Source organism: Tardiphaga sp. (assembly GCF_044336785.1).
Classification (GTDB): Bacteria; Pseudomonadota; Alphaproteobacteria; order Rhizobiales; family Xanthobacteraceae; genus Tardiphaga.
On record NZ_JBIIOT010000052.1, the window covers coordinates 14,633 to 36,599 of the forward strand.

Below are 21,967 nucleotides of genomic sequence, written 5' to 3' on the forward strand. Positions count from 1 at the left end.
CCTAACCGCGCTTCGCGTTCTCTAAAGCGCGTGCCATGGCGAACCAGAGCGGCTTCTTCTGCATGTCGGCATCATAAGGCAATGGCCGCGGCAGGCGCTGGGTGGTCGGATCCTTCTGCAACGCGATCCCTTTGTAGAATGAATAGTGATCCGACAGCTGCCAGGTGATGACCGCCTTCACAGCCGGCACCTGCAACACGCTGTTGAGGAATTTTTCGCCGGTTTCGGCGATCACTTTGTCCCGCGCAGCGACATCATCAGGAAATGTATCGTCGCGCACGTCGAATTCGGTGATGTAAATATCGATCTTCCGTTCGGCGAGCGCGTGAACGAACTCCAAGAAGCGCTGCGGATCGTGCGGATAGCGTGGCTGCAGATGGCCTTGCAGGCCGACGGCATCAAGTCGCACGCCGGCATGCTGCAATTCATCGATCAAATGCAACATTCCCGCACGTGAGGTGCGGCCGACATCGTCGTCGCGCTCGGTCTGCGCCTCATTGAGCACGAATTTCGAGGTCTTATCGACCTGCCCTGCGCGCTGGAAAGCGCGTTTGATGTAGTCGGTTCCGAACGCATCGTACCAGGGACCGAGCCGATAGCCGCCCGGTGCCTTGTGGCCCGGCCAGAACGGCTCGTTGACGATGTCCCAGGAATGCAACTTGCCCGCATAGCGGCTCACCACCTGATCGATATAACTGTCGAAGAATTTTCTACGTTCATCGACGCTCATGGATTTGATCCATTGTGGCACCCAATCATTCCAGATCAGGCAGTGGCCCCTCATGGGAATCTTGTTGCTCGCACAGAACTGAAGCAATCGATCACCTGCCTCGAATCGCAACGCGCCCGCTTGTGGCGCAATCGTGCCCATCTTGAGTGCAACATCAGTGGTGATGATCTTGGTCTGACTCGTATAGAGTTCGCGATATCCGACGTCTTTATCGATGACCGGTCCAGCAGCAGCGCCGAACAGCAATCCCTTTTTCGCCGCAATCGCACCGAGACTCTGTGCACCGCTCTGCGTTTGAGGAGCAGCGACCGCATCGTGATGCATGGCAAGTGTAGCGCCTGCGAGAATCGCCAGCGACTTTCTCCTTGAGCATTCGAACATATTCACTCTCCACCGATTCAAAAGGACATCACGCGTATTCTGGTATCACGCGACCGCACCGCCATCGTTGCGTCGCAATAGTTCGTTTTCATGTCCGCCATGTCGAGGAGAGTGTCTTTCGGCTTTGCGTGCGGGCACTGCTTCTCTGATGAGCAGATAGTGCGTGTATGCAAGCGTACTCGACCGCATCGTCACCAGGGGAGCGACATGGTGGACACACAGCTTTCACAAGCACCTTTCGCCGGAGATAATCCGGCAAGTAACAATCTCACGGTCGATGGTGTGACCATCAATGTGTCATCGCTGTCGGAAGCGGTCACATCGATCGTCGATGCCGCCGAACAGGGCGAGAATTTCAGCGTCTGCACGTTGAATCTTGATCATGTCGTGCAATTGCAACAAAAGCCCGACTTTCGTGCTGCCTATCGCCGGGCCCGCTTCGTCACCGCCGACGGCTTTCCGATCGTCGTGCTGAGCCGTTTGCTCGGCGTGCCGATCTCGCGCACCACCGGTGCCGATCTCGTGGAACCGCTTTGCGCCGCTGCAGGTGAAAAGGGTCTGCCGATCTTCCTGTTCGGCTCCGATGAACCCACGCTGGAGAAGTCAGCCGCGGAGCTGAAGCGCCGCTATCCGGGGCTCGAAGTCGCCGGCATCTTCGCGCCCGGTCGTAATTTCAGTGCCTATTCCGAAGAAGCGGATGAAGCGATCGCGCGCATCCGCGCATCTGGCGCAAAGCTGTGCTTCCTCGCGCTTGGCGCGCCGAAGCAGGAAGTGTTCGCCTCGCGCTGCCTCGATGAGCTCAATGGCACGGGTTTCCTGTGCATCGGCGCATCGCTCGATTTCATTGCCGGCACGCAGGTGCGCGCACCGATGCTCGCGCAGAAGACCGGGCTCGAATGGGCCTGGCGCATGCTCAACAATCCAAGCCGCCTCGCCCCGCGCTACGCGCGCTGCGCTGCCGCGGTCCCTCGCCTGCTCGCCAGCACGTTGCCGCAGATCTTCACAGCGCGCACCCGCTTCTTGACCTCGCCTCGCACAAGGAAAGCCGCATGACGTCCACGCTGACCCTGGGCCTGCGCGCCCGCAATGCTGCTCCTGCCAGGCGCCGTTATCAGATCTGCCTGATCCATCCCTTCGATCCACGTGGCCAGAAGGTCGGCGGGCTCGAAACCTATATCCGCGACTTCATCACCTTTCATCCCGATGACACCGACCTTCTGTTCGTCGGCGTCGATTCGGTCGGTGACCTGAAGCTCGGTGAAATCCGCCGCCTCACCTTCCGCGGCCGCGATTTCGATTTCCTGCCGATCCTGCGCTACACCGACCAGCAGGCGCGCGAAGCGGCGAAGACGATCCGGTCGTCGCTCACCGGCCAGTTCTTCTCGGCTTTGCTGCGCCATTTCATTCCGGTGTCACGCTTGATCCGCGAGCGCGGCTGCACCGTCGATCTGCGCCGCGTCGAATTCTCCTGGCTGCCGACGCTGCTGCGTCGTCCCTATGTGCAGATGCTGCATGGCGAGGGCGCGCCGAAGTTGCAGATGGACTCGCTGTTGAAGAAGTATTCCTTCGTACACAATTTCGGCGAACGCTTCGCCGTCTCCACCAGTTCGCATTTCCTGTGCGTGAACCCGTTCATCACCGAACGGCTGAAGAACACCTACCCGTCCCAGAAAGACAAGATCGACACGCTGTGGACCTGGGTCAACACCGATATCTTCAAGCCGCAGCCTTTCGCCGAAAGCACGGATCCATTCCGCGTGATCTTTGCCGGCCGTCTTGACGAGTTCAAGGATCCTCCCTTGATGTTCCGCACCATTGCGCGGCTGCGCGAGAAGCTGAATGGCAAGTTGGAATTCCATTATATCGGCACCAGCGACCCGCATCGTTTCCCGGAATTCGCTGCGATCGAAGACATTACCGTGCGTCATGGCTTCAAGGATGCCCTCGGCATGGCCTCGACTCTGGCCAGTGCACATGCGGGAATCCTGACGTCGGAGTTCGAAGGCATGCCACGCTGCGTGCTGGAAACACTCGCCGTCGGACGCCCCACCGTGGCCGTGCATCTGCCCCAGCTTGAATCCGTCATTCACGACGGGCAGAGCGGGTACCTGATCCCGCGCAGCCATTCGCGCGACGAGATGGTAGAGGCGTTGGCCGATCGGTTTGTGGATATCCGCGACGCCATCGACAATCGGACGCTCAATCCGGAGCGCGTGGCCGATGCCATCTCCAACTTTACACCGTCGAAGCAGTTGGCGCGGGTCTACACCTATCACCAGCAGATCCAGGATGGTCGCGGGCTGACGCCGTCACCCGCACATTGAGGCTCGGGACTCAAGACGTGAATATCCTGCTGCTGACCAGCGAATACGCCCCGATGCGGGGCGGCATCGGCACCTATGCGCGCGAGATCGCCGCCGCGGCGACGCAACTCGGCGCAAAGGTGACGATGGTCGCGCCGGACTATGGGGAGGACACGTCTGTCGCGGACCAAGCCTCGCCGTTTCCCGTGCATCGCTTCAGTGGCGGCTTGCATTCGGCACGCGACCTGCCGGCCAAGATCATGCTGGCGCGCAGCCGCATCGGAGCCGCTCCCTTCGATGTGGTGCATGCAGCCGACTGGCCGTTCTTCATTCCCGTGGCCCTCGCACGCGGACGCACGCCGGCGCGGGTGTTGATGACGGTGCATGGCACCGAGATCAACGAGACGCAAACAGCCCTCAAGCGCCTCGCGATCCGTTGCAGCGGCGTGTTCGGCCCTCGCACGGAAGTGGCAGCCAATAGCCGCTTCACCCGTGATCTGTTCCGGGAAAAGTTCAATATCGAAGAGCGACGCATCCATGCGATCCGCCTTGGCGTCTCGGATTTCTGGTCCGGCCGCCGCAAGGATCAGGCGGCTGTGCGCGCCCATCGCGAGATCGATGCGGACCGGATCGTGATGGTGACCGTCGCGCGGATCACCCGCCGCAAGGGCCATCATCTCACATTGGAAGCACTGGCGCGGCTGCCGGATGAGTTGCGTCGCCGTATCACCTGGCTGGTGATCGGCCCCGAGGGCGAGGCCGACTATGTGAATGACGTCAAACGCCTGATCCAGACCTCCGATTGCGATGTACGCCTGCTCGGTGCGTTGTCCAATGAAGACATCCGCGATCTCTATGGCGCCGCCGACTTCTTCTGCCTCACCGGCCTGCCGGAATCCTCCGGTCGCGTCGAGGGCTTTGGCCTCGTCTATCTCGAGGCGGGCGCTGCGGGCCTGCCCAGCATTGCCAGCGATATCGGCGGAGTGCCCGATGCCGTCGTGGCCGGCGAGTCCGGCCTGCTGGTGCAGCCACGCGTCGACATGATCGCCAGCGTGATCCAGCAAATCGCGGAGGACGGCGATCTGCGTGCCCGCCTTGCGGCCGGCGCAAGAGCCCATGCGCGCGACCTGTCATGGGAGCGCTGCGCGGCCGAGACCTACCATCTGCCGCGTCCGCAATCGCCTGCGCGAATCGAGGCGATATCCGCATGAGGACACTGGCACTCGCGCTGGCAATGCTCGCCGTTTCGACGGCAGCGCAGGCTAGCAGCTGCAACAAGAGCCGCGAATATTTGCTCGGCGGCCTGGCCGGCGAATTGCAGATGACACCGCAGACCTATGACGGATTGTTCAAGGTCTGCGAAGCCACGGCGACGATGCCGAGTGTGCAGGACGCCTTCATCCTGAAAGACGGCGGCATCGGCGTGATCCCAAAGCAGGACACCATCTCCGCCACGGCCGCGACCCTGTCCCGCTTCTGCGACGCCAATCCGCGCGCGACACTCCGCTTCATCTCGAAGAAGGATCAGTTGCGGGCGAAATCCACGTCGCAGATTGTAAGCCTGTCATCGACGGGCGTGACCTCCTGCAAGAAGATCAAGGGCCTGATGTAAGGTCAGGCCCTTTTTCTTGAGGTTTAGACAATCAGCACATCATGCGACGTCAACGGCGCCGTCACGCCCTTCAGCGTGATGGACGCGTCATGGCCGAGATCGATGACGGTGTCGTGGCCGACCACGTGAACGGCCAGCTGCGACAGATCCTTGGCGATGGAAGATGCGATCTGGATGACGTCGTGGTTCGCGCCTTGCCCGGCGTGGAAGTTGTTGATGACGTCGTGGCCGCCCAGCTGCTTGAACACGAAGGTGTCACCGCCAGCGCTGTTCATGATGTCCGTATCGCTGGTTGACGTCAGCGTAACTCCGGCCTTGTAGGCCGTCATCGTGTGCGAGCCGTCCTTGTTATCGAGCACGGTGGCCAACCGCTGCCCAGATGCGTCCAGCACATCATGCTTGGCGACATAGGCCTGACCGGCGATGCCGAATGTATCGACGCTCTTGCTGCCGTCGGCACCACGCGTGGTCACGCTGGTGAGCGCACCATTGGCCGCGAAGCTCGATTGCACATAGGCCCCATCAGCCTGCGTCACCGTCTGGATTTTCAGATGGCCGCTGTCGTCATATTGCGCCAGCGTCTTGATGCCGGCGCTGTCCACCGACTGTGTCAGCGCCAGCGAGCCGTCCTTGTGGAACTGCTCGATCAGCACGCTCTTGCCAGCCGCGTCGCGCACCACATGCTCGGTCGTATACGCCTTGCCGACGATATCATAGGTCATGGTGTCGCGCATGCCGTCGGCGCTGCGGATGGTCTGGCTGGTGATGCCGCCATCGAGCTTGTAGGCGGTCTGCACGAAGGAGCCGTCGGTCTTTGTGACGGTCTGCTGCGACAGATGGCCTGCCGCATCATACTGGGCCAACGTCTTGGTGCCGGCCGCATCCACCGTCTGCTTCATCGCCAGCGTGCCATCGCTGTGGAAGCCTTCGATCAGCACACTCTTGCCGGATGTGTCGGTGACCGTATGACGGGACGTATAGTCCTGTCCGGTGATACCGTAATCGCGGATATCGCGGGTGCCATCCGCATTGCGCGTGGTGATGTTGGTCTGAAAGCCTGCCGCATTGAATGTGAACTGCTGGAACGAGCTGTCCGAAAAACTGGTCAGCAGTTTGGTGAGGTGGCCATCGCCATCATAGTCGCTGGACGACACCGACCCGTCGCCATTCACGATCTGGCGAAAGGCCATGTCGCCGTCGCTGTAAAAGCGCTCGACCAGCTGGGTCTTGCCACCGGACGCGATCACGCTGTGCTCGGACGTGTAGCTCTTGCCGGCGATGTCGCGGGTGTAGACATCACGCGAGCCATCGGCATGGCGGAAGGTCTCGCTGGTGACCGCGGTGCCGTTGGAGGCCAGCGCCTGATATTCCGCACCTTTCGAAAGCGCCGACTGGCTCGCCAGAAATCCGGCGGTGCTGATGGTCGCATCGGCAAATTTGAAATATTCGACATTGGTGATGCGATCGGTACCATCGCGCGCGGCGACGCTGTCGGTGACGACGATCTGGCCATTGACGAAAGAGATCTTGTAATCCGCCGCCTTGCCGGAAAACACGGCCGTATCGATCCCGTCGCCGCCGTCGATTACGTCATTGCCGATACCGCCGGTGATGGTGTCGTTGCCGGCGCCGCCATAGATGATGTCATTGTCACTATTGGCGCCGAAGAACCAATCCTGATGCGCGGCGGCATCCACATGGATGCTGCGGACATAAAGATCGAACGATCCCTGCGCGCTGGCATTGATGACATCCTTCGGCGCCACCGCCACACCATTGATGATGATGTCCTTGAAATGAAGCGCACGGCCCGGCGCCGAATTCATCAGCGAGATATCGAGGCTCGTGAGCTGATCGGGATTGGCGAAGGTGATCGTGTAGGTCTGGTAGCCTGACGGATCGGTGGCGGGCTTGAATTCCAGGAGCCCCGTCACCGGCTGTCCGTTGACCAGCACTTGGGCCTGCGCATTGACGCCCGACGCCGCTGTTCCGTAGCCGGTCAGCGTGATGGTCGTGGTGGCGAGCTTGGCCTGGGTCGACGGCCCGCCGATGATCACGTCATTGCCATCGCCGCCATAGATGACGTCGTTGCCGAGGCCGGCATTGATCGTGTCATTGCCGCGGCCGAGATCGATCACGTCATTGATCGCCGATCCCGTGATGTTCAGGTCGAGGCTCGTGCCATTGCCCTTGAAGTATTGCGCGACGATCGCTTCAGCCGGCTTGCCCATCGGCGAATAGCCGGTCTCGTTATATTTGCCGTTGAGATCCCACTGCCACAACTCGACGCCCTTCATCCAGCTGCCGCCATGGGCGCTCCAGACCTGGAAGAAGGCGTTATAGGCATCAGCTTGTTCCGCCACATCGGCCGGCGCATTGGCGGTCCAGGAACCCGGACGCATCGCCGTGCCTTCCATGCTGCGAAAGCCGGCTTCGGTCATCAGCACTTGCTTGCCATAGGTCTCCGACAGCGAATGCAGGAAATCCACCGGCGACTTATAGTCGAAGGCAGCCGCGTAATAGGGATTGTACGGAACCTCGGTCCAGGCATTGATCATCTCCTGCACCGTCGGCGTGGTGCTGGAGGTGAGCGGCGGATAGGTGTTGACGCCGATGATGTCGAGCTGATCCCAGAAACTGACCTTCAAGGCTTCGTCGGTCGCAGCCGAATAGCTGAGTTCCCCCTGATAGACCTGACGTACCGAGGAGATGATGTCGGTCCAGTAACCACGATAGGCGCTGCCGGTCAGGCTGCTCATCTCATTGCCGATGACAAATGTATCGACGCCGCCCTGCTGCGCGATCTCCGCGAGACGTACGATCTCGGCTTTGTAAGATGCGAAGAATGCGCTGATATTGCTCGGCGACAGCGTCATGGAACCCGTGCCATCGAGTGGCGAGATCGCCGCCTTGAACACGACGTTCAATCCCGCGGCCTCCGCCGCCTTGAAACCTGCAAGCAGGCTCGCATCGCTTTCGGTCTTGCCGGGATGCGCGAACACGTCGCTTGTCGTCTTGTTGTCGCTCCAGATCCGCGCGGTGAGACTCACCGAATTGGAACCAAGCGCTGCGATCTGCTGAAACTGCTGCGCTGCTGATGCGCTGGCGAATTGTCCGTTCCACTCCGACAATGCGCCGAAGCCCTGCACTTCAAAAAGGTTTGCCACGAAATAATCTCCGATCCGGTTTGTCGGACGCTTAACGCAATGAATTAACGGCGGCCTTAAGAGACCGATCCAAAGTTTTATGGAAGTGGAATTTCAAATCGTATCTGCAGATGATGTGCGACTGCGTGTTCTCAGCAACAGAGCTGCTACGGTTCCTGCAAAGGAACAACGCATCTGCTGCGATATGATGCAGATTTGTAGTTACGCGATATGAGCTCGCGTGGGATTTCCACGACAACGACAAAGGCCGGCGCAGGTCACTGCGCCGGCCTGAAAAGAAAACTCGATTCGTCCGATCGTCAGAAGCCGACGTTGCGCTTGCCTTTGGTCTGCAGCATCTGCCGCGCTTCATCAGGCGTTGCGATTTCCAGCGAAAGACCTTCGAGGATCCCGCGGATCTTTGCGACCTGCGCGCCGTTCGATGTCGCAAGCTCGCCACGGCCGAGATAGAGATTATCTTCGAGGCCGACGCGGACATTGCCACCAAGGATCGCCGACATGGTCACCAGCGGGAACTGATGACGCCCCGCGCCCAGCACCGACAGATAATAGTCATTGCCGAACAGCCTATCGGCCGTGGACTTCATATGCATGAGGTTTTCGGGATCCGGGCCGATGCCGCCCAGAATGCCGAAAATGCATTGCACGAAGAAAGGCGGCTTCACCAATCCGCGGCCGACGAAATGCGCGAGATTGTAGAGATGGCCGACATCATAGCACTCGAATTCAAACCGCGTGCCGTGATCGCCGAGCTCGCGCATGCCGCGCTCGATCTGTGAAAAGGTATTGGACAGGATGAAGTCGGTGGTGCCTTCGAGATAAGGCCGCTCCCAGTCGTGCTGGAAGTCCTTGAAGCGGCTGGCGGCGCCGGAAATGTTGAAATTGAACGAGCCCATATTCATCGAGGCGATCTCGGGCTTGGCCCAGTTCGCTGCAGCGAGGCGCTCGTCCATGGTCATGCCGAGACCGGCGCCAGTGGTGATATTGATGATGCCGTCGCAGCGATCGCGGATCTCCGGCAGGAACTTTGCGTAGATGTCCTTGTCCTGGGTCGGGCGTCCGCTATCCGGGACGCGGGCGTGCAAATGCACGATGGCGGCCCCTGCTTCCACCGCGCCGACCGCCTGATCGGCGATCTGCTGCGGTGTCACCGGCAGATGCGGCGACATCGAGGGCGTGTGGATCGAACCGGTGACCGCACAACTGATGATGACCTTGTTGCTCCGTCGCATGATGTCACCCGTTCTTCTGCTTGATGAGCGCGATCAGCGCGGCATCGCGCTGCTTGACGAGTTCGGCGCGTGAGCGCGCACCGGCTTCCTCCGCCACGCCATCGATCAGCGCCGCATTGACCTCAGGTCCCAATTGCGGTGTGCCGAGATCGCGCCACCAGTCTTCCATGGCCGGGCCGATGTGATCGAGAAAATGCTTCATGCCGCCCTCGCCGCCGGCAAGGCTGAAGATCATATGCGGCCCCATGATCGCCCAGCGCAGGCCCGGTCCTTGCGACACCGCCGTATCGACGTCCTCGACACTCGCGATTCCGCTGGTCACCGCATGCACGGCCTCGCGCCAGAGTGCGGCCTGCAGGCGATTGGCGAGATGGCCCGGCACTTCCTTGTTGAGCCGGATCGGCGCCTTGCCGGCACGGCGATAGAAGGCATCGAGCCAGACAAGCACATCCGGTGACGTGGTCTTGCCGCCGACGATCTCTACCAGCGGCACCAGATGCGGCGGATTGAAGGGATGGCCGACAGCGAAACGCTCAGGTGTCTTCAGCCCTTCCTGCAAGTCACTCATTACGAGGCCGGACGTGCTCGAGGCCACGATAACACCCGGCTTCAGGCTGGCTTCGAGATCGGCATAGAGTTTCTTCTTGATGTCGGCGCGCTCGGGGCCACTTTCCTGCACGAAATCCGCATCGCGCACGGCCTCCGCCAGATCGGTGGAAAACCGCCACGGCTTCGGTGTCGCACCACTGGCCACGCCGAGCGCGACCAGCCCTTGCCAGGCATTGGCGATCAGATCATGCGTCGCGGCTTCGGCAGAGGGCTGCGGATCATAGATGGTGACGTCATAGCCATGGGCGAGGTACAGCGCAGCCCAGCTGGCGCCGATGGTGCCCGATCCCACGACAGCAATGTGGCGAACGGCATCCGGTGCAATCAGTGACATTGTTCTTGTTCTCTGCGTAAGCGTTTCCTGCTTCGCAGTGTGGCAAGTCACATCGTCACGGGCAATCGTATTTGCTGCGGCCGCATGTCCCGGCCGCGCAATGCTGGCCCGCGCCGGCCTTAAGCGCAGGCCGCGTGCGGCTTGGTCACGCGTTCGGTGGAGGCTGGAAAGCGCTCCAGCTTGCCGGCCGGACGCGTCGGCCGCAGCACGAGATCGCCGCCGCAATTCGGGCAGCGACCGCCGAGCCGCGTCTCCGCGCAATCCGCACAGAAGGTGCATTCGAACGTGCAGATCCGCGCCTGCGGATCGCCATTGGGAAGGTCGCGATCACAGCATTCGCAATTCGGTCGGATCGCCAGCACCATGATCGTTCCCTCTCTCTTGGCTGTTGCGCTCTGTTACGAGACCTTGCCCATCTCCTTGAGCGTCTCGTTCGCGGCCTTGAACGCATCGAGACCGGCCGGGATTCCGCAATAGACGGTGGCGTGCAGCAGCACTTCCTTGATCTCATCCACGGTCAGGCCATTGTTGATGGCGCCACGCGTATGCAGCTTGATTTCCGGCGCGCGGTTCAGCGCCGTCAGCATCGCGAGATTCAGCATGCTGCGGGTTTTCTTGTCGAGGCCGGGGCGATTCCAGGCATAGCCCCAGCACCATTCGGTGGTGATGTGCTGGAACGCCATCATGAAGTCGTTGGTGGATTGCATCGACTTGTCGACATAGGCCGCGCCCAGGACTTCGCGCCGTGTCGCGAGGCCGTCATCGAACAGGGTGCCGAGGGTGACGGTCTGATTGTAGCTCATGTCGTATCCTTCCTGATCGCTATTGAGACTGCTCTACCATCGCGCGGCATCGCCTGCATGTACGGGATGCGCAGTTCTGAGATGTGGCCAAACAGAGCAAGACCACTTGCAGCCTGCGCCATTCCCGGCTAATTGCACGCCCACACGCTCCCTTCGTCTAGCGGTTAGGACGCGGCCCTCTCAAGGCTGAAACAGGGGTTCGATTCCCCTAGGGAGCGCCATTCAATTTCACGCAAATCGTTGATATTGCTGGCGCTTTAGAGCGTTTTACGGCTCGTTGGCAAAGCTCAGCGTGCCCGCGGGCTTCAGCGTTTTGGCATCGAAGGTGCGGATTTCCGTACGGCCGCCAATATCCAGTGTCACCAGGATACGGTCCCCGGCGGCACCGGTGGCAACGATCTTTGCGCCCTTGGGCAGCGTCGCGGTCGCGGCTGAGGTCACCGCACTTCCCTCGCTGCGGAAAAGGCGGTAGCCGATCACGACCAGCAAGGCGCCGACGCCGAGCGCCGTGGTCAGCCCGGCGATCAGCATCATGCGGCGAACGCGGGCGATCATCGCAGCCTGGTCGGCAGTGGGTTCGGGCAATGCGTCGGCAGGCTGGGTCATTGACGTCTCGATACAGAGTAAGGTTTTCGGAATGAACGATCAGCGCGTAGACGTCACCGTCCAGGGCGACGAAGGCTCCAACCGGCTCGATCGTGTGCTGGCGGTGCGGGCGCCTGCGCTGTCGCGCTCGCGGCTGAAGGCGCTGATCCTCGCCGGGCAGGTGTCCCTCACCCGCGCCAGCCAGGACGCCGCCGCCGTGCGCGACCCCGCTTATCACGTCAATGCCGGCGATACGATCACAATCGACGTCCCTCCTGCCGCACCGGCTGAGCCCGAAGGCGAGGACATCGCCCTCGATATCGTGTTCGAGGACGAGGACATCATCGTCATCAACAAGCCCAAGGGCCTGGTCGTGCATCCCGCCGCCGGCCACGAGACCGGCACGCTGGTGAATGCGCTGATCGCCCATTGCGGCGCGTCGCTGTCGGGCATCGGCGGCGTGCGCCGGCCGGGCATCGTGCATCGGCTGGACAAGGACACCACCGGGCTCATGGTGGTCGCCAAGAACGACGCCGCGCATCAGTCGCTGACCGCGCAATTCGCCGATCACGGCCGCACCAACGAGATGCGCCGCGGCTACAAAGCCTTTGCCTGGGGCGTGCCGAACCGGCCGCGCGGCACGATCGAAGCCGCCATCGACCGCCACCCGCACGCGCGCGAAAAGATGGCCGTCCGCGAAAGCGGTCGTGAAGCCGTGACGCACTGGACTGTGCTGGAAGAGTTTGCAGATCGCATGGGACGGCCCGTCGCCTCGCTGCTCGAATGCCAGCTCGAGACCGGACGCACGCATCAGATTCGCGTGCACCTCGCCCATATCCAGCATCCGCTGATGGGCGACGGCGTTTACGGCCCGCATTTCAAGACCAAGGCCTCGTCGCTCGGGCCGCAAAGCAAGGCCGCGCTCGAAGCGCTCGATCGGCAGGCGTTGCACGCCTATCTGCTGGCGCTCGAACATCCCCGCACAGGCGAGATTCTGGAGTGGACCGCCGAGCTTCCGGACGATTTGGCGACCCTGCGAAGCCATCTGGCTTTGACAGAATGACGCAGTTGCATACAAAATAAGTAGTTTTATCAAACTCTTATTCTGTCCACACAGCAACGTGACAGAAAATTCACTTCCATACCGCTCGGTAAAGGGTGTATGTTGCACCTGCGTCAAGTGAGACGCGGAACATCGCAGCCAGGACGGCTTTAACCAAGCGTCCGCTGCCTGGCCCGCCGCTATCGGGGGCCTGAACATCTGGAGGGCGTCATCATGGCCCGTACAGCTACAATGCCGGTTCTCAACGGAGAATCGGGTCTCTCTCGCTACCTCGCCGAAATCCGCAAGTTCCCGATGCTGGAACCCCAGCAGGAATACATGTACGCCAAGCGTTGGCGTGAACATGAGGATCGCACGGCGGCGCATCATCTCGTGACCAGCCATCTGCGGCTCGTTGCCAAGATCGCCATGGGCTATCGCGGCTACGGACTGCCGATCTCGGAAGTGGTCTCGGAAGGCAATGTCGGTCTCATGCAAGCGGTAAAGCGCTTCGAGCCCGAGAAAGGCTTCCGTCTGGCCACCTACGCCATGTGGTGGATCAAGGCGTCGATTCAAGAGTACATCCTGCGCTCGTGGTCGCTCGTGAAAATGGGCACGACCGCGAACCAGAAGAAGCTGTTCTTCAACCTGCGCAAGGCGAAGAGCAAGATTTCGGCCCTGGACGAAGGCGATCTCCGCCCCGACCAGGTCAAGGTCATCGCCACGCGTCTCGGCGTGACGGAACAGGACGTGATCGACATGAACCGCCGCCTCGGTGGCGACGCGTCGCTCAACGCACCGATCCGTGACGACGGCGAAGCCGGCGAATGGCAGGACTGGCTGGTCGATAACTCGCCCAACCAGGAAGCCATTCTGGCGGAGCATGAAGAGTTCGATCATCGCCGCCAGGCGCTGACCGGTGCGATCGGCGTGCTCAACCCGCGCGAACGGCGCATCTTCGAGGCTCGTCGCCTCGCCGATGAACCGATGACGCTGGAAGATCTCGCCAGCGAGTTCGGCGTCTCGCGCGAGCGTGTCCGCCAGATCGAAGTCCGCGCCTTTGAGAAGGTGCAGACGGCGGTCAAGGGCACGATCGCCAAGGCGGAAGCCGCTGCGATGGAAGCTGCGCACTGACTGGTGTGACAGCGGACAGCTAGACCACGAAAGCCGGCGGAAACGCCGGCTTTTTTGTTGGGTGATTGGCGCCCTTACACTCCGATGTCGTCCCCGCGAAAGCGGGGACCCATACACTGCGTCAATGCGGTGCGGCTGTGTAGAAGTCTTACGAGAGTTTACGGCAAGAGCCGAAACTCGGAGGCTATGGGTGCCCGCTTTCGCGGGGACGACAGTGAGAGATACAGCCGCCGCCGCTGCTACCAATAATCGTTGAACGCATCCGAGATGCTGTCGGGCTCCCAATACACGCTGTCGGACTGGATCGGATCGTCGGCCAGCAGCGCGCTCGCCTGCGTCTTGTAGTCCGGGGACACGTAATCCGCCTGCGGCAGGCCGTTGCGGACGAGGTCCTGATAGTTGAGATAGTTGTCGCGCGTGCCGACGAAGGTGCACATGCATTTCGCGGGATCCGCAAACAGATAGCGCGGGCCCTTCGGCGTGCTGTGCACCACGAAGCGATAGGATGGCAGCTTGCTCAGCGCCAGTTTGCCCGCGGCATCGTTGGCGAAGCGCGCCTTGAAGCCGGCCGACTCCATGTCGAAGCCGAGCTTCTGCAGCGACGGCACGCTCGGCGCCTCGCGCGCGATCAGCAAGGACACATCGACCAGCGCCAGCACCGCGATCGCCGCAAATGCGACCGCGCGCGGACGAACAAGCACTGTCTTCAAGGCCGGCATCGTGATCGCCCGCATCGTCATTCCCCTTGCCAGCGCGCATGATCATCCGCGCGTCTCGATGCTTGGTTCTAGCTGTCCCGGCGCGCGGTGTCACTGCACCGCGCATGCGCGTCGTCAGGCCGGTTAACGAATTCATGCCATGCCGCCATCGCCTGCATGGATTTCGATCGGCCGGCCATCATCGAACCTGTCGAGCGTGTCCCAGAAGATTCGCTCGGCGGTGCGGCCGATATCGTATTTGCCGTGCGCATGAATGATCGGGCTGCAGCGAAGCTGCTCACCGATACAGTTGCGCCGTCGCCGGCATTTCGCTGACGGGCAAGCCTGATAGGCCCCGATCTTGTCGGATATGATCCGGGTTGCCCGATCGACGCAGACGGCGCGCACAGCATCTGTGTCCTCCTTGGCCAAGCGATCATGCTGCGCCCGACGACGGCGCTTCAATATTCTGGCCTCGGCATGTGAAACGAGCATGTGACCTCTCCTTCGTTGCGATGATGATGTGAGTGAGTTGGCTGACGGCCACGCGCCTGCGGCGCCCGCGCATCAACGCGTGAGTGGCGGTCTCAATGTGCCTCCCGAAATGAGGGAGGCGGAGCGCCGAAAGGCGCAGCTTTAGCAAGTGCCGCGACCTCAATCTTCCGGATCGCCGGAAGAGCAAAGCCGCGGAACGCCTTTCGACGCTCCACCGTGGCGATTTCTGTCCCCAGGACCGTTCTTCCGGGCAAAGGCTGTTGACCCCGCAGGGTCCGGCAGTTTCCTGCCTGTCGCCGATGCCACGTCCAGCCGCGCTAGCGGCAGACCCCCATAGTGGGGCCGGACGGTGACCCGAGACCTCCCGAGTGCGTGAGGGAACGTCTCCCTCCCGCCCGCAGGCGCCACATCCCCAACCGCGCCACCGGCGTCCCGGTCACGCCCCTCACCGAAGGAGGGGATGGATGGGAATATTGTCTAGGGCGGGAATTTCGTCAAGGATTATTTTCAATGGGGCGGGTTTGCGTCGCGCAGCCTCCGCACCCTGCCCTTTAACCACTGGCGGATTACCATGCGTATCACCGGTCATTCCCTCGGCCGCTCTCAATGACAACGGTCTGCTCGCGATGATGGACTTCATCGATTTCATATGGCGGGTCTCGCGGCTGAGCTGGCGGGACATGTGCGCTGTTGTGCTGGGCGTCGCGATCGTGATCGCCGGCGCGTTCTTTGCGGATTGGTGGCCCTATGGCGGCGACTATTACGTCGTCCTGCTCGCATTCCTCGCGCCGGGCGCGGTGCTGTGGATCGCGTTCATCTACTATCTGTCGCGGTGGCATGCGGCTTCGCGCACGCGCGGCAGCGCTGAACCGTAGGGCGGATAAGGCGAAGCCGTCATCCGCCGGCGGTGTTTGTAGGAACGCTAGAGCGCTTTCACAAACATCCACGGCGGACTATGCTTCGCTAATCCGCTCTACGGCTGCCCGTGCCGGTAACCGGCAGCCCCATCACTGCAACGCGCATCAGGAGATTTATGTCTGAGTTTGTCAGGCATTGTCGCAACGCCAACCATCCACGGCTTTCGTAACTTCTGGATTCCGCCGGCTTTATGATGCTCGACATTCAATAGCGGTATCAGGGCAAGGCGCTGCCGCCATTCGCTTCGACACATCGCGAAACAATTGCCGCGGAAGCTTTTACCCACGATTTAGTTTGTCGCCGCACCGTCGATCCCGCCTGTCGAGGATCGCATGATGATCGCCGTTGTTTGCCGCTATTTGCTGTCGCTGACCCATCGCTTCCGCCGCGCGGAGAGCGGCAATGTCGCCGTGATCTTTGCCATCGCACTGCTGCCGATAATCGGCTTCGTCGGCGCCGCCGTCGATTATTCCCGCGCGACTGCGGCGCGCAGCCGGATGCAGACGATCCTCGATGCGGCGACGCTGATGATCGCCAAAGACGACGCGGCCGGCACCATGAGCAATGCTGCGATCACCTCCGGCCTGCTCAACTATTTCAACGCGCAGTTCACCAATGCCGATATCAGCGGCGTCACCGTGACCGCCGCCTATACCAACAATGCGACGACGGGATCGCAGATCACATCGTCCAGCAGCGGCACGATCCAGACCGCATTCCTGCGCGTGATCGGCTTTCCGTCATTCCAACTGACGGCGGCATCGACCACCACCTGGGGCACCACCAAATTGCGCGTGGCGCTGGCGCTCGACAATACCGGCTCGATGTCCGACAGCGGCAAGATGTCGGCCCTGAAGACCGCGACCAACAACCTGATCGACCAGCTCAGCGCCGCAGCCACCAACAATGGCGACGTCTATGTCTCCATCGTGCCATTCGCCAACGTCGTCAATTTCGGCACCGGCTACAAAAACAGCGGCTATATCGACTGGTCGAACTGGTCCACCTCCGGCAGCATCGAGGAGGGCTGGACCTGCAGCACGAAATACAATGCGCGCAACCAGACCATGATCTGCGGTTCCAGCAATAACAGCACAAGCACCTGGAACGGCTGCGTGATGGACCGCACGCAAAGCTACGACGTGCAGGTCACTGCACCGACCTCGACGGCGACCTATTATCCCGCCGACCAGTCGTCCTATTGTCCGACACCGATCGCGCCATTGAGCTATAGCTGGAGCTCGCTGAAATCCACCGTCAGCGCGATGACGCCGCTGGGCGGCACCAATCAGCCGATCGGCCTGGTCTGGGCCTGGCAGACGCTGCAACAGAGCGCACCGTTCAATGCGCCGGCGGAAGACAGCAACTATACTTACACCAAGGCCATCGTCCTGCTGTCGGACGGGCTCAACACCATGGACCGCTGGTATGGCAATGGCAGCACACAATCACCGCAGGTCGATGCGCGGCAGCAATTGCTGTGCGACAACATCAAGGCGGCCGGCGTCACCATCTATACGATCCAGGTCAATACCGGCGGCGACCCGACATCGACAATCCTGCAATCCTGCGCCAGCGGCAGCAGCAACTTCTTCATGCTGACGGATGCGTCGCAGGTGATATCGACGTTCAACTCGATCGGGACCTCGCTGACGAAATTGAGGGTGTCGAAATAGAGCGACCTCCACCCGCATCGGTATCGCGGGCGATTTCGCCTACAATGGTTCCCTCACGAATCAACCCCTGAGGAAACCCATGCGCTCCCGTCTCCGCACTGCCCTTGTCGCGCTCACAGCGCTTGCTGCCACGGCGACCATCGCTCATGCCGATAGCGGCACCATTCGCTTCAAGGTGCTGAAGGGCGGCTGGTTCATCGGCGCATCCGGAGGCAACGGCGTGCTGACGTTTCGCGGCCGGCAATATCCGCTGTCGATCGGCGGCGTGAGCGCCGGACTGGTGTTCGGCGCGTCGGAGACACGGCTCGCCGGGCGGGTCAGCAATATCAACCGGCCGTCGGATGTGGCGGGTGTGTATGGCGCGGGTGGTGCCGGGGCTGCGATCGGGCGCGGTGTGAGCGCGATCGTGCTGACCAATGAGAAAGGCGCGGTGCTGGAGCTGTCGGGCCGGCAGACCGGGCTGATGGTGAATGCGGATCTGTCGGGATTGGCGATCTCGCTGAAATAGAGCGCGTTGCCCTTCCCTCCCCCAAGCCGCGTAGCGGCGCAGCGGGGAGGGTGGCGCGAGCGAAGCGAGTGACGGGTGGGGTCTATCCCCACGCTACTTTCTTTCGTGGGGAGAGACCCCACCCGGCCTATCGGCCACCCTCCCCGCTGCGCTTCGCTTGGGGGAGGGATTTCCGCAACCGCCTGAGCTCCACCGCTGTTGCACACTTGCCTGTGTGGAACATCGCCGCTTCCCTCGACGCCCCCGCCCCGCATTGGTAAGCCCTCCGCTCAGGAGCTTTGGACCGGAATGACTGTCGCGATCGAGATGGGGCATACGACGGCGGGCGCGCCGGCGTCTCTCGACCTCGAGGAATTGCTGGCGACGCGCCTGCTGGTGCAGGGCAATTCCGGCTCCGGAAAATCGCATCTGCTGCGCCGGCTGCTCGAACAGAGCGCGCCCTGGGTGCAGCAGACCATCATCGATCCCGAAGGCGATTTCGTCTCGCTGGCCGAGCGCTTCGGCCACCTGGTGATTGATGCCGAGGACCACACCGAACGCGGGCTGCAGGCCGCGGGCGAACGCGCGCGCGAGCATCGCGTCTCCACCGTGCTCAATCTCGAAGGTCTCGACGCCGAGAACCAGATGCGGCGCGCGGCAGCGTTTCTGAACGGGCTGTTCGATGCACCGCGCGACCATTGGTATCCAATGCTCGTGATCGTCGATGAAGCGCAACTGTTCGCGCCGGCGGTGGCGGGCGAAGTCTCGGATGAGGCGCGAAAACTCTCGCTCGGCGCGATGACCAACCTGATGTGCCGCGGCCGCAAGCGCGGGCTTGCCGGGATCATCGCGACACAGCGACTCGCCAAGCTCGCCAAGAACGTCGCAGCCGAAGCATCGAACTTTCTGATGGGCCGCACCTTCCTCGATATCGACATGGCGCGCGCCGCCGATCTGCTCGGCATGGAGCGCAAGCAGGCGGAAGCGTTTCGCGATCTCGAACGCGGGCAGTTCATGGCGCTGGGGCCCGCATTGTCGCGACGGCCGCTCGGCCTGCGCATCGGCACGACCGAAACCGCGCCGCGCAATGCCACGCCAAAGCTGATGCCGCTGCCGGGGGCCGCGTCGGAAGAGATGCGTGCTGTGATCCTCGCAGCACCGCCGCCGGAAACCAGCATGCGGCCGGCGCGCCGTGCACCGGCTTCGCCGGATCTGCTCGGCCAGTTGATGGCCGCCCGCGCGGCCGGGCCTGATCTGCGGCCGGAGCCCGATGCACCGCCGCCGACGCCCGAGGAAATCGCCGAGCGCCGCGCGCGCGTCGATCGCGTGTTGCAGGCGCTGATGTCCGAGCCCGATGCGGGGTTTCGCGCCATCGGCGTGCTGCATCAGGAATTCGTGGTCCGCTGCCGCATCGACGGGCTCGGCACCGCTGTGCCTGATCTCAACGAATTCCGCCGCATGCTGACCCATGCGCGCGCCGGGCTCGGCTCCGATCTCAGCGACGACACCGGCTGGCAGGACGTGGCGCTGCGCGCGGCGATCCTGCCCGACGACATGCAGGGCGTGTTCATGATGATCGCCCGCGCCGCCAAGGAAGGCTGGCCCTGCCCCGGCGACGCGGCGATTGCCCGCGCCTATGGCTCGCACTCGCTGCGCCGGGCGCGACGGCTGCTGAGCTATATCGAGGAACAGGGGCTGATCGTGTGCCAGGTGGACGGCACCGGCAAGCGCATCGTCACGCTGGTGGAACTCGCCTGGGCCACGGCGCCGGGCGATCCCAATGCGGGCGAGGCTGCGGCCGCGGAGTAAGGCGTAGGCGTCTTGCCGTGATAGCTTTGTTCCATCGCTTCTGATTCGACGGACTGCGCCTTAACTCATGCTGCACGACCCACACAGCTTGGCCGCCATGGCAAAGACACTCGCGTCTTCCGGCGAGTATCGCGTTCTTCGCCGCCTTGTGCCGCGCAGTGAATTCGCTGACGACAATGGCGCGGTTGTGAAGACCGGCATCCTGCTCGACGTCGAAACCACCGGCCTCGATTACACCCGCGACGAGATCATCGAACTGGCGATGATCAAGTTCGACTATCTCGCGGATGGCACCATCATCCGCGCCGGCGAGGTCTTCACCGCGTTCAACGAACCGTCCAATCCGATCCCGCCGGAGATCGTCGAACTCACGGGGATCACCGACGAGATGGTGGCCGGGCATCGCATCGACGAGGATGCCGTCACCGCCTTCGTCGACGGCGCTGTGATCGTCATCGCGCATAATGCCGGCTTCGATCGCAAATTTGCCGAGCGCATCTGCCCCCTGTTTGCCAAGAAGCCATGGGGCTGTTCGCAGAAAGAGATCGACTGGCAGAAGCACGGTTTCGAAGGCGCCAAGCTCGGCTATCTGCTGGCCGGCGCCGGCTATTTCCATCAGGCGCATCGGGCGATTGACGATTGTCATGCGCTGCTGGAAATCTTGGCGTTCGAGCTGCCGGCCGTCGGCACCTCCGCCCTCGCCGCGCTGCTGGAGCGCGCGCGGCGGAAGACCATGCGGGTCTGGGCCGAGCAGTCGCCGTTCGATCTCAAGGACGAGCTGAAACGCCGGGGCTATCGCTGGAGCGACGGTTCCGATGGCCGGCCGAAATCCTGGTATATCGACGTGGACGAGGGCCAGGAGGCCGCGGAAATCGAATTTCTGCGGAGCACCATCTATCTCCGCGAGGTCGATCCGCGGGTGCAGGCGCTGAGCGCCACGGTGCGGTATTCGACAAGGGCGTAGGCCATACGCTCCGCTCGCCCTTCACCTCTCCCCACCGGGGAGAGGTCGCGCGCCTCTTGCGCGCGGGTGAGGGGGAGCCCCGCGCGCCGACGTCACCAGCCCCTCACCCGGATCGCAAGAGCGATCCGACCTCTCCCCGGCGGGGAGAGGTGATCCAAGCGTCGCTGCAACGCATTGCAGACCTGCCCGTTTTCCAGCCATTCCGATTGTTTTTCTGCCCCATGGGGTCTATTCAAAATCACTCTAAAGAGCCGTCTAGGAAGGAATTCGTCGTGTCCAAGTCCCCCGTCGTCACCATCGACAAGCACCCCGGCCGCTCCGCGCAGACCATCGGTATGGCGCGCGTGCTCGGCACGGACGAGACGCTCATTCATGAGCCGTCGGTGGGCGTGGTGGGCACCAAGGGCGACAGCCAGTGCTATATGGGCGTGATGTCCAAAGTGGACGCGATCCATGAAGCCCTGAAGAAGCGGATCGGCCGCGGCGCAGGCCAGCTGCCCTATCGCCTGGTGCAGCCGGAATACACCATCGCCACCTCGGACGGCATCCGCAACGGCACCCGCGAAATGCGTTATTCGCTGATCGGTCGCGAAGTGACCAATGACGCGCTGTCGGAGCATCTGAGCGCCACCGGCCTGCTCGGCACCATCGCCGTGGTTGCCTGCGACAAGCCGCCGGTCGGCGCGCTCGCCGCATTGCTTGAGCACAACGAGCCGTCGATCATCATGTCGGACGGCGCGATCCATCCCGGCGAGGATCCGAAGACCGGCGAGAAGCTTGACATCGTCAGCGCCTATCAGGTCGCCGGCAATCCCGACGCCGACTATCGCCACCACATCGCCTGCCATGCCTGCCCCGGCTATGGCTCGTGCGGCGGCATCTTCACCTACAACACCATGCAGACCTTCATCGGCGTGGTCGGCATGCAGCCGCTGCACATGGTGGCGCCGCCGTCCGACGATCCGCGCCGCCTGAAGGACTTCCCGGA

The 21,967-nt window shown here is 62.2% G+C and carries 21 protein-coding genes and 1 tRNA gene; 13 read left to right on the forward strand and 9 right to left on the reverse strand.

Annotated features, from left to right (window positions below; genetic code table 11):
- Nucleotide 1: 1 nt before the first annotated feature.
- Nucleotides 2-1,054 carry an endo-1,4-beta-xylanase gene (locus ACIQ2A_RS15710; protein WP_398480766.1) on the reverse strand — a complete coding sequence of 351 codons (1,053 nt, stop codon included), beginning with the start codon at nucleotides 1,052-1,054 and terminating at the stop codon, nucleotides 2-4.
- A gap of 264 nt (nucleotides 1,055-1,318) precedes the next feature.
- On the opposite strand from ACIQ2A_RS15710, the gene ACIQ2A_RS15715 reads away from it, so the two are divergent.
- The 4 genes from ACIQ2A_RS15715 to ACIQ2A_RS15730 all read left to right on the forward strand — a co-directional run bounded on the left by ACIQ2A_RS15715 (nucleotide 1,319) and on the right by ACIQ2A_RS15730 (nucleotide 5,026).
- Nucleotides 1,319-2,164: a WecB/TagA/CpsF family glycosyltransferase gene (locus ACIQ2A_RS15715; RefSeq protein WP_398480768.1), complete on the forward strand. Its 846-nt coding sequence runs from the start codon at nucleotides 1,319-1,321 to the stop codon at nucleotides 2,162-2,164.
- A 569-nt stretch (nucleotides 2,165-2,733) separates the two neighbouring features.
- Nucleotides 2,734-3,435 carry a glycosyltransferase gene (locus tag ACIQ2A_RS15720; protein ID WP_398480806.1) on the forward strand — a complete coding sequence of 234 codons (702 nt, stop codon included), beginning with the start codon at nucleotides 2,734-2,736 and terminating at the stop codon, nucleotides 3,433-3,435.
- Between the two features lie 17 nt (nucleotides 3,436-3,452).
- Complete coding sequence (locus ACIQ2A_RS15725; protein ID WP_398480770.1) at nucleotides 3,453-4,625, forward strand: glycosyltransferase family 4 protein; 1,173 nt, start codon at nucleotides 3,453-3,455, stop codon at nucleotides 4,623-4,625.
- Nucleotides 4,622-5,026, forward strand: a complete 405-nt coding sequence (locus ACIQ2A_RS15730; protein ID WP_398480772.1) for a hypothetical protein — start codon at nucleotides 4,622-4,624, stop codon at nucleotides 5,024-5,026. The genes ACIQ2A_RS15725 and ACIQ2A_RS15730 overlap by 4 nt, the downstream gene beginning before the upstream one ends.
- A 23-nt stretch (nucleotides 5,027-5,049) precedes the next feature.
- Here ACIQ2A_RS15730 and ACIQ2A_RS15735 read toward each other — a convergent pair whose 3' ends face one another.
- The 5 genes from ACIQ2A_RS15735 to ACIQ2A_RS15755 form a co-directional block, all read right to left on the reverse strand.
- On the reverse strand, nucleotides 5,050-8,193 hold the full coding sequence (locus ACIQ2A_RS15735; protein WP_398480775.1) for a glycoside hydrolase family 113: 3,144 nt from the start codon (nucleotides 8,191-8,193) through the stop codon (nucleotides 5,050-5,052).
- 299 nt (nucleotides 8,194-8,492) lie between these two features.
- Nucleotides 8,493-9,425, reverse strand: a complete 933-nt coding sequence (locus ACIQ2A_RS15740) for a 3-keto-5-aminohexanoate cleavage protein (protein WP_398480777.1) — start codon at nucleotides 9,423-9,425, stop codon at nucleotides 8,493-8,495.
- A gap of 4 nt (nucleotides 9,426-9,429) precedes the next feature.
- Nucleotides 9,430-10,368, reverse strand: a complete 939-nt coding sequence (locus ACIQ2A_RS15745) for a 3-hydroxyacyl-CoA dehydrogenase NAD-binding domain-containing protein (RefSeq protein ID WP_398480779.1) — start codon at nucleotides 10,366-10,368, stop codon at nucleotides 9,430-9,432.
- Nucleotides 10,369-10,487: 119 nt separating this feature from the next.
- Nucleotides 10,488-10,730 carry a DUF1272 domain-containing protein gene (locus ACIQ2A_RS15750; RefSeq protein ID WP_398480808.1) on the reverse strand — a complete coding sequence of 81 codons (243 nt, stop codon included), beginning with the start codon at nucleotides 10,728-10,730 and terminating at the stop codon, nucleotides 10,488-10,490.
- A 36-nt stretch (nucleotides 10,731-10,766) separates the two neighbouring features.
- The gene (locus tag ACIQ2A_RS15755; protein WP_398480781.1) at nucleotides 10,767-11,171 is read right to left on the reverse strand and encodes a carboxymuconolactone decarboxylase family protein; all 405 of its coding nucleotides are present in this window, start codon (nucleotides 11,169-11,171) and stop codon (nucleotides 10,767-10,769) included.
- 146 nt (nucleotides 11,172-11,317) lie between these two features.
- Here ACIQ2A_RS15755 and ACIQ2A_RS15760 point away from each other — a divergent pair.
- A tRNA-Glu gene (locus ACIQ2A_RS15760) sits at nucleotides 11,318-11,392 on the forward strand.
- 46 nt (nucleotides 11,393-11,438) lie between these two features.
- Here the strand turns inward: ACIQ2A_RS15760 and ACIQ2A_RS15765 are convergent.
- The gene (locus tag ACIQ2A_RS15765; protein WP_398480783.1) at nucleotides 11,439-11,777 is read right to left on the reverse strand and encodes a hypothetical protein; all 339 of its coding nucleotides are present in this window, start codon (nucleotides 11,775-11,777) and stop codon (nucleotides 11,439-11,441) included.
- A 31-nt stretch (nucleotides 11,778-11,808) separates the two neighbouring features.
- On the opposite strand from ACIQ2A_RS15765, the gene ACIQ2A_RS15770 reads away from it, so the two are divergent.
- Entirely contained in the window at nucleotides 11,809-12,819 is a 1,011-nt protein-coding gene (locus ACIQ2A_RS15770) for an RluA family pseudouridine synthase (RefSeq protein WP_398480785.1), read from the forward strand.
- Between the two features lie 213 nt (nucleotides 12,820-13,032).
- On the forward strand, nucleotides 13,033-13,932 hold the full coding sequence (gene rpoH, locus ACIQ2A_RS15775) for an RNA polymerase sigma factor RpoH (RefSeq protein ID WP_398480787.1): 900 nt from the start codon (nucleotides 13,033-13,035) through the stop codon (nucleotides 13,930-13,932).
- 239 nt (nucleotides 13,933-14,171) lie between these two features.
- Here rpoH and ACIQ2A_RS15780 read toward each other — a convergent pair whose 3' ends face one another.
- Nucleotides 14,172-14,666, reverse strand: a complete 495-nt coding sequence (locus tag ACIQ2A_RS15780; protein WP_398480789.1) for a hypothetical protein — start codon at nucleotides 14,664-14,666, stop codon at nucleotides 14,172-14,174.
- A 117-nt stretch (nucleotides 14,667-14,783) separates the two neighbouring features.
- Complete coding sequence (locus ACIQ2A_RS15785) at nucleotides 14,784-15,125, reverse strand: hypothetical protein (RefSeq protein ID WP_398480791.1); 342 nt, start codon at nucleotides 15,123-15,125, stop codon at nucleotides 14,784-14,786.
- Nucleotides 15,126-15,754: 629 nt separating this feature from the next.
- On the opposite strand from ACIQ2A_RS15785, the gene ACIQ2A_RS15790 reads away from it, so the two are divergent.
- The 6 genes from ACIQ2A_RS15790 to ACIQ2A_RS15815 all read left to right on the forward strand — a co-directional run.
- On the forward strand, nucleotides 15,755-16,000 hold the full coding sequence (locus ACIQ2A_RS15790) for a hypothetical protein (RefSeq protein ID WP_398480793.1): 246 nt from the start codon (nucleotides 15,755-15,757) through the stop codon (nucleotides 15,998-16,000).
- A 375-nt stretch (nucleotides 16,001-16,375) separates the two neighbouring features.
- Nucleotides 16,376-17,719, forward strand: a complete 1,344-nt coding sequence (locus tag ACIQ2A_RS15795) for a pilus assembly protein TadG-related protein (protein WP_398480795.1) — start codon at nucleotides 16,376-16,378, stop codon at nucleotides 17,717-17,719.
- A gap of 79 nt (nucleotides 17,720-17,798) precedes the next feature.
- Nucleotides 17,799-18,227, forward strand: coding sequence for a hypothetical protein (locus ACIQ2A_RS15800; RefSeq protein WP_398480797.1), 429 nt, complete (start codon nucleotides 17,799-17,801; stop codon nucleotides 18,225-18,227).
- Nucleotides 18,228-18,515: 288 nt separating this feature from the next.
- On the forward strand, nucleotides 18,516-20,015 hold the full coding sequence (locus ACIQ2A_RS15805) for a helicase HerA domain-containing protein (protein ID WP_398480799.1): 1,500 nt from the start codon (nucleotides 18,516-18,518) through the stop codon (nucleotides 20,013-20,015).
- 67 nt (nucleotides 20,016-20,082) lie between these two features.
- A complete protein-coding gene (locus ACIQ2A_RS15810; protein WP_398480801.1) occupies nucleotides 20,083-20,979 on the forward strand; it encodes a 3'-5' exonuclease in 897 nt (298 codons plus the stop codon).
- A 272-nt stretch (nucleotides 20,980-21,251) separates the two neighbouring features.
- On the forward strand, nucleotides 21,252-21,967 hold a 716-nt coding region (locus ACIQ2A_RS15815; RefSeq protein WP_398480804.1), incomplete at its 3' end, for a dihydroxy-acid dehydratase.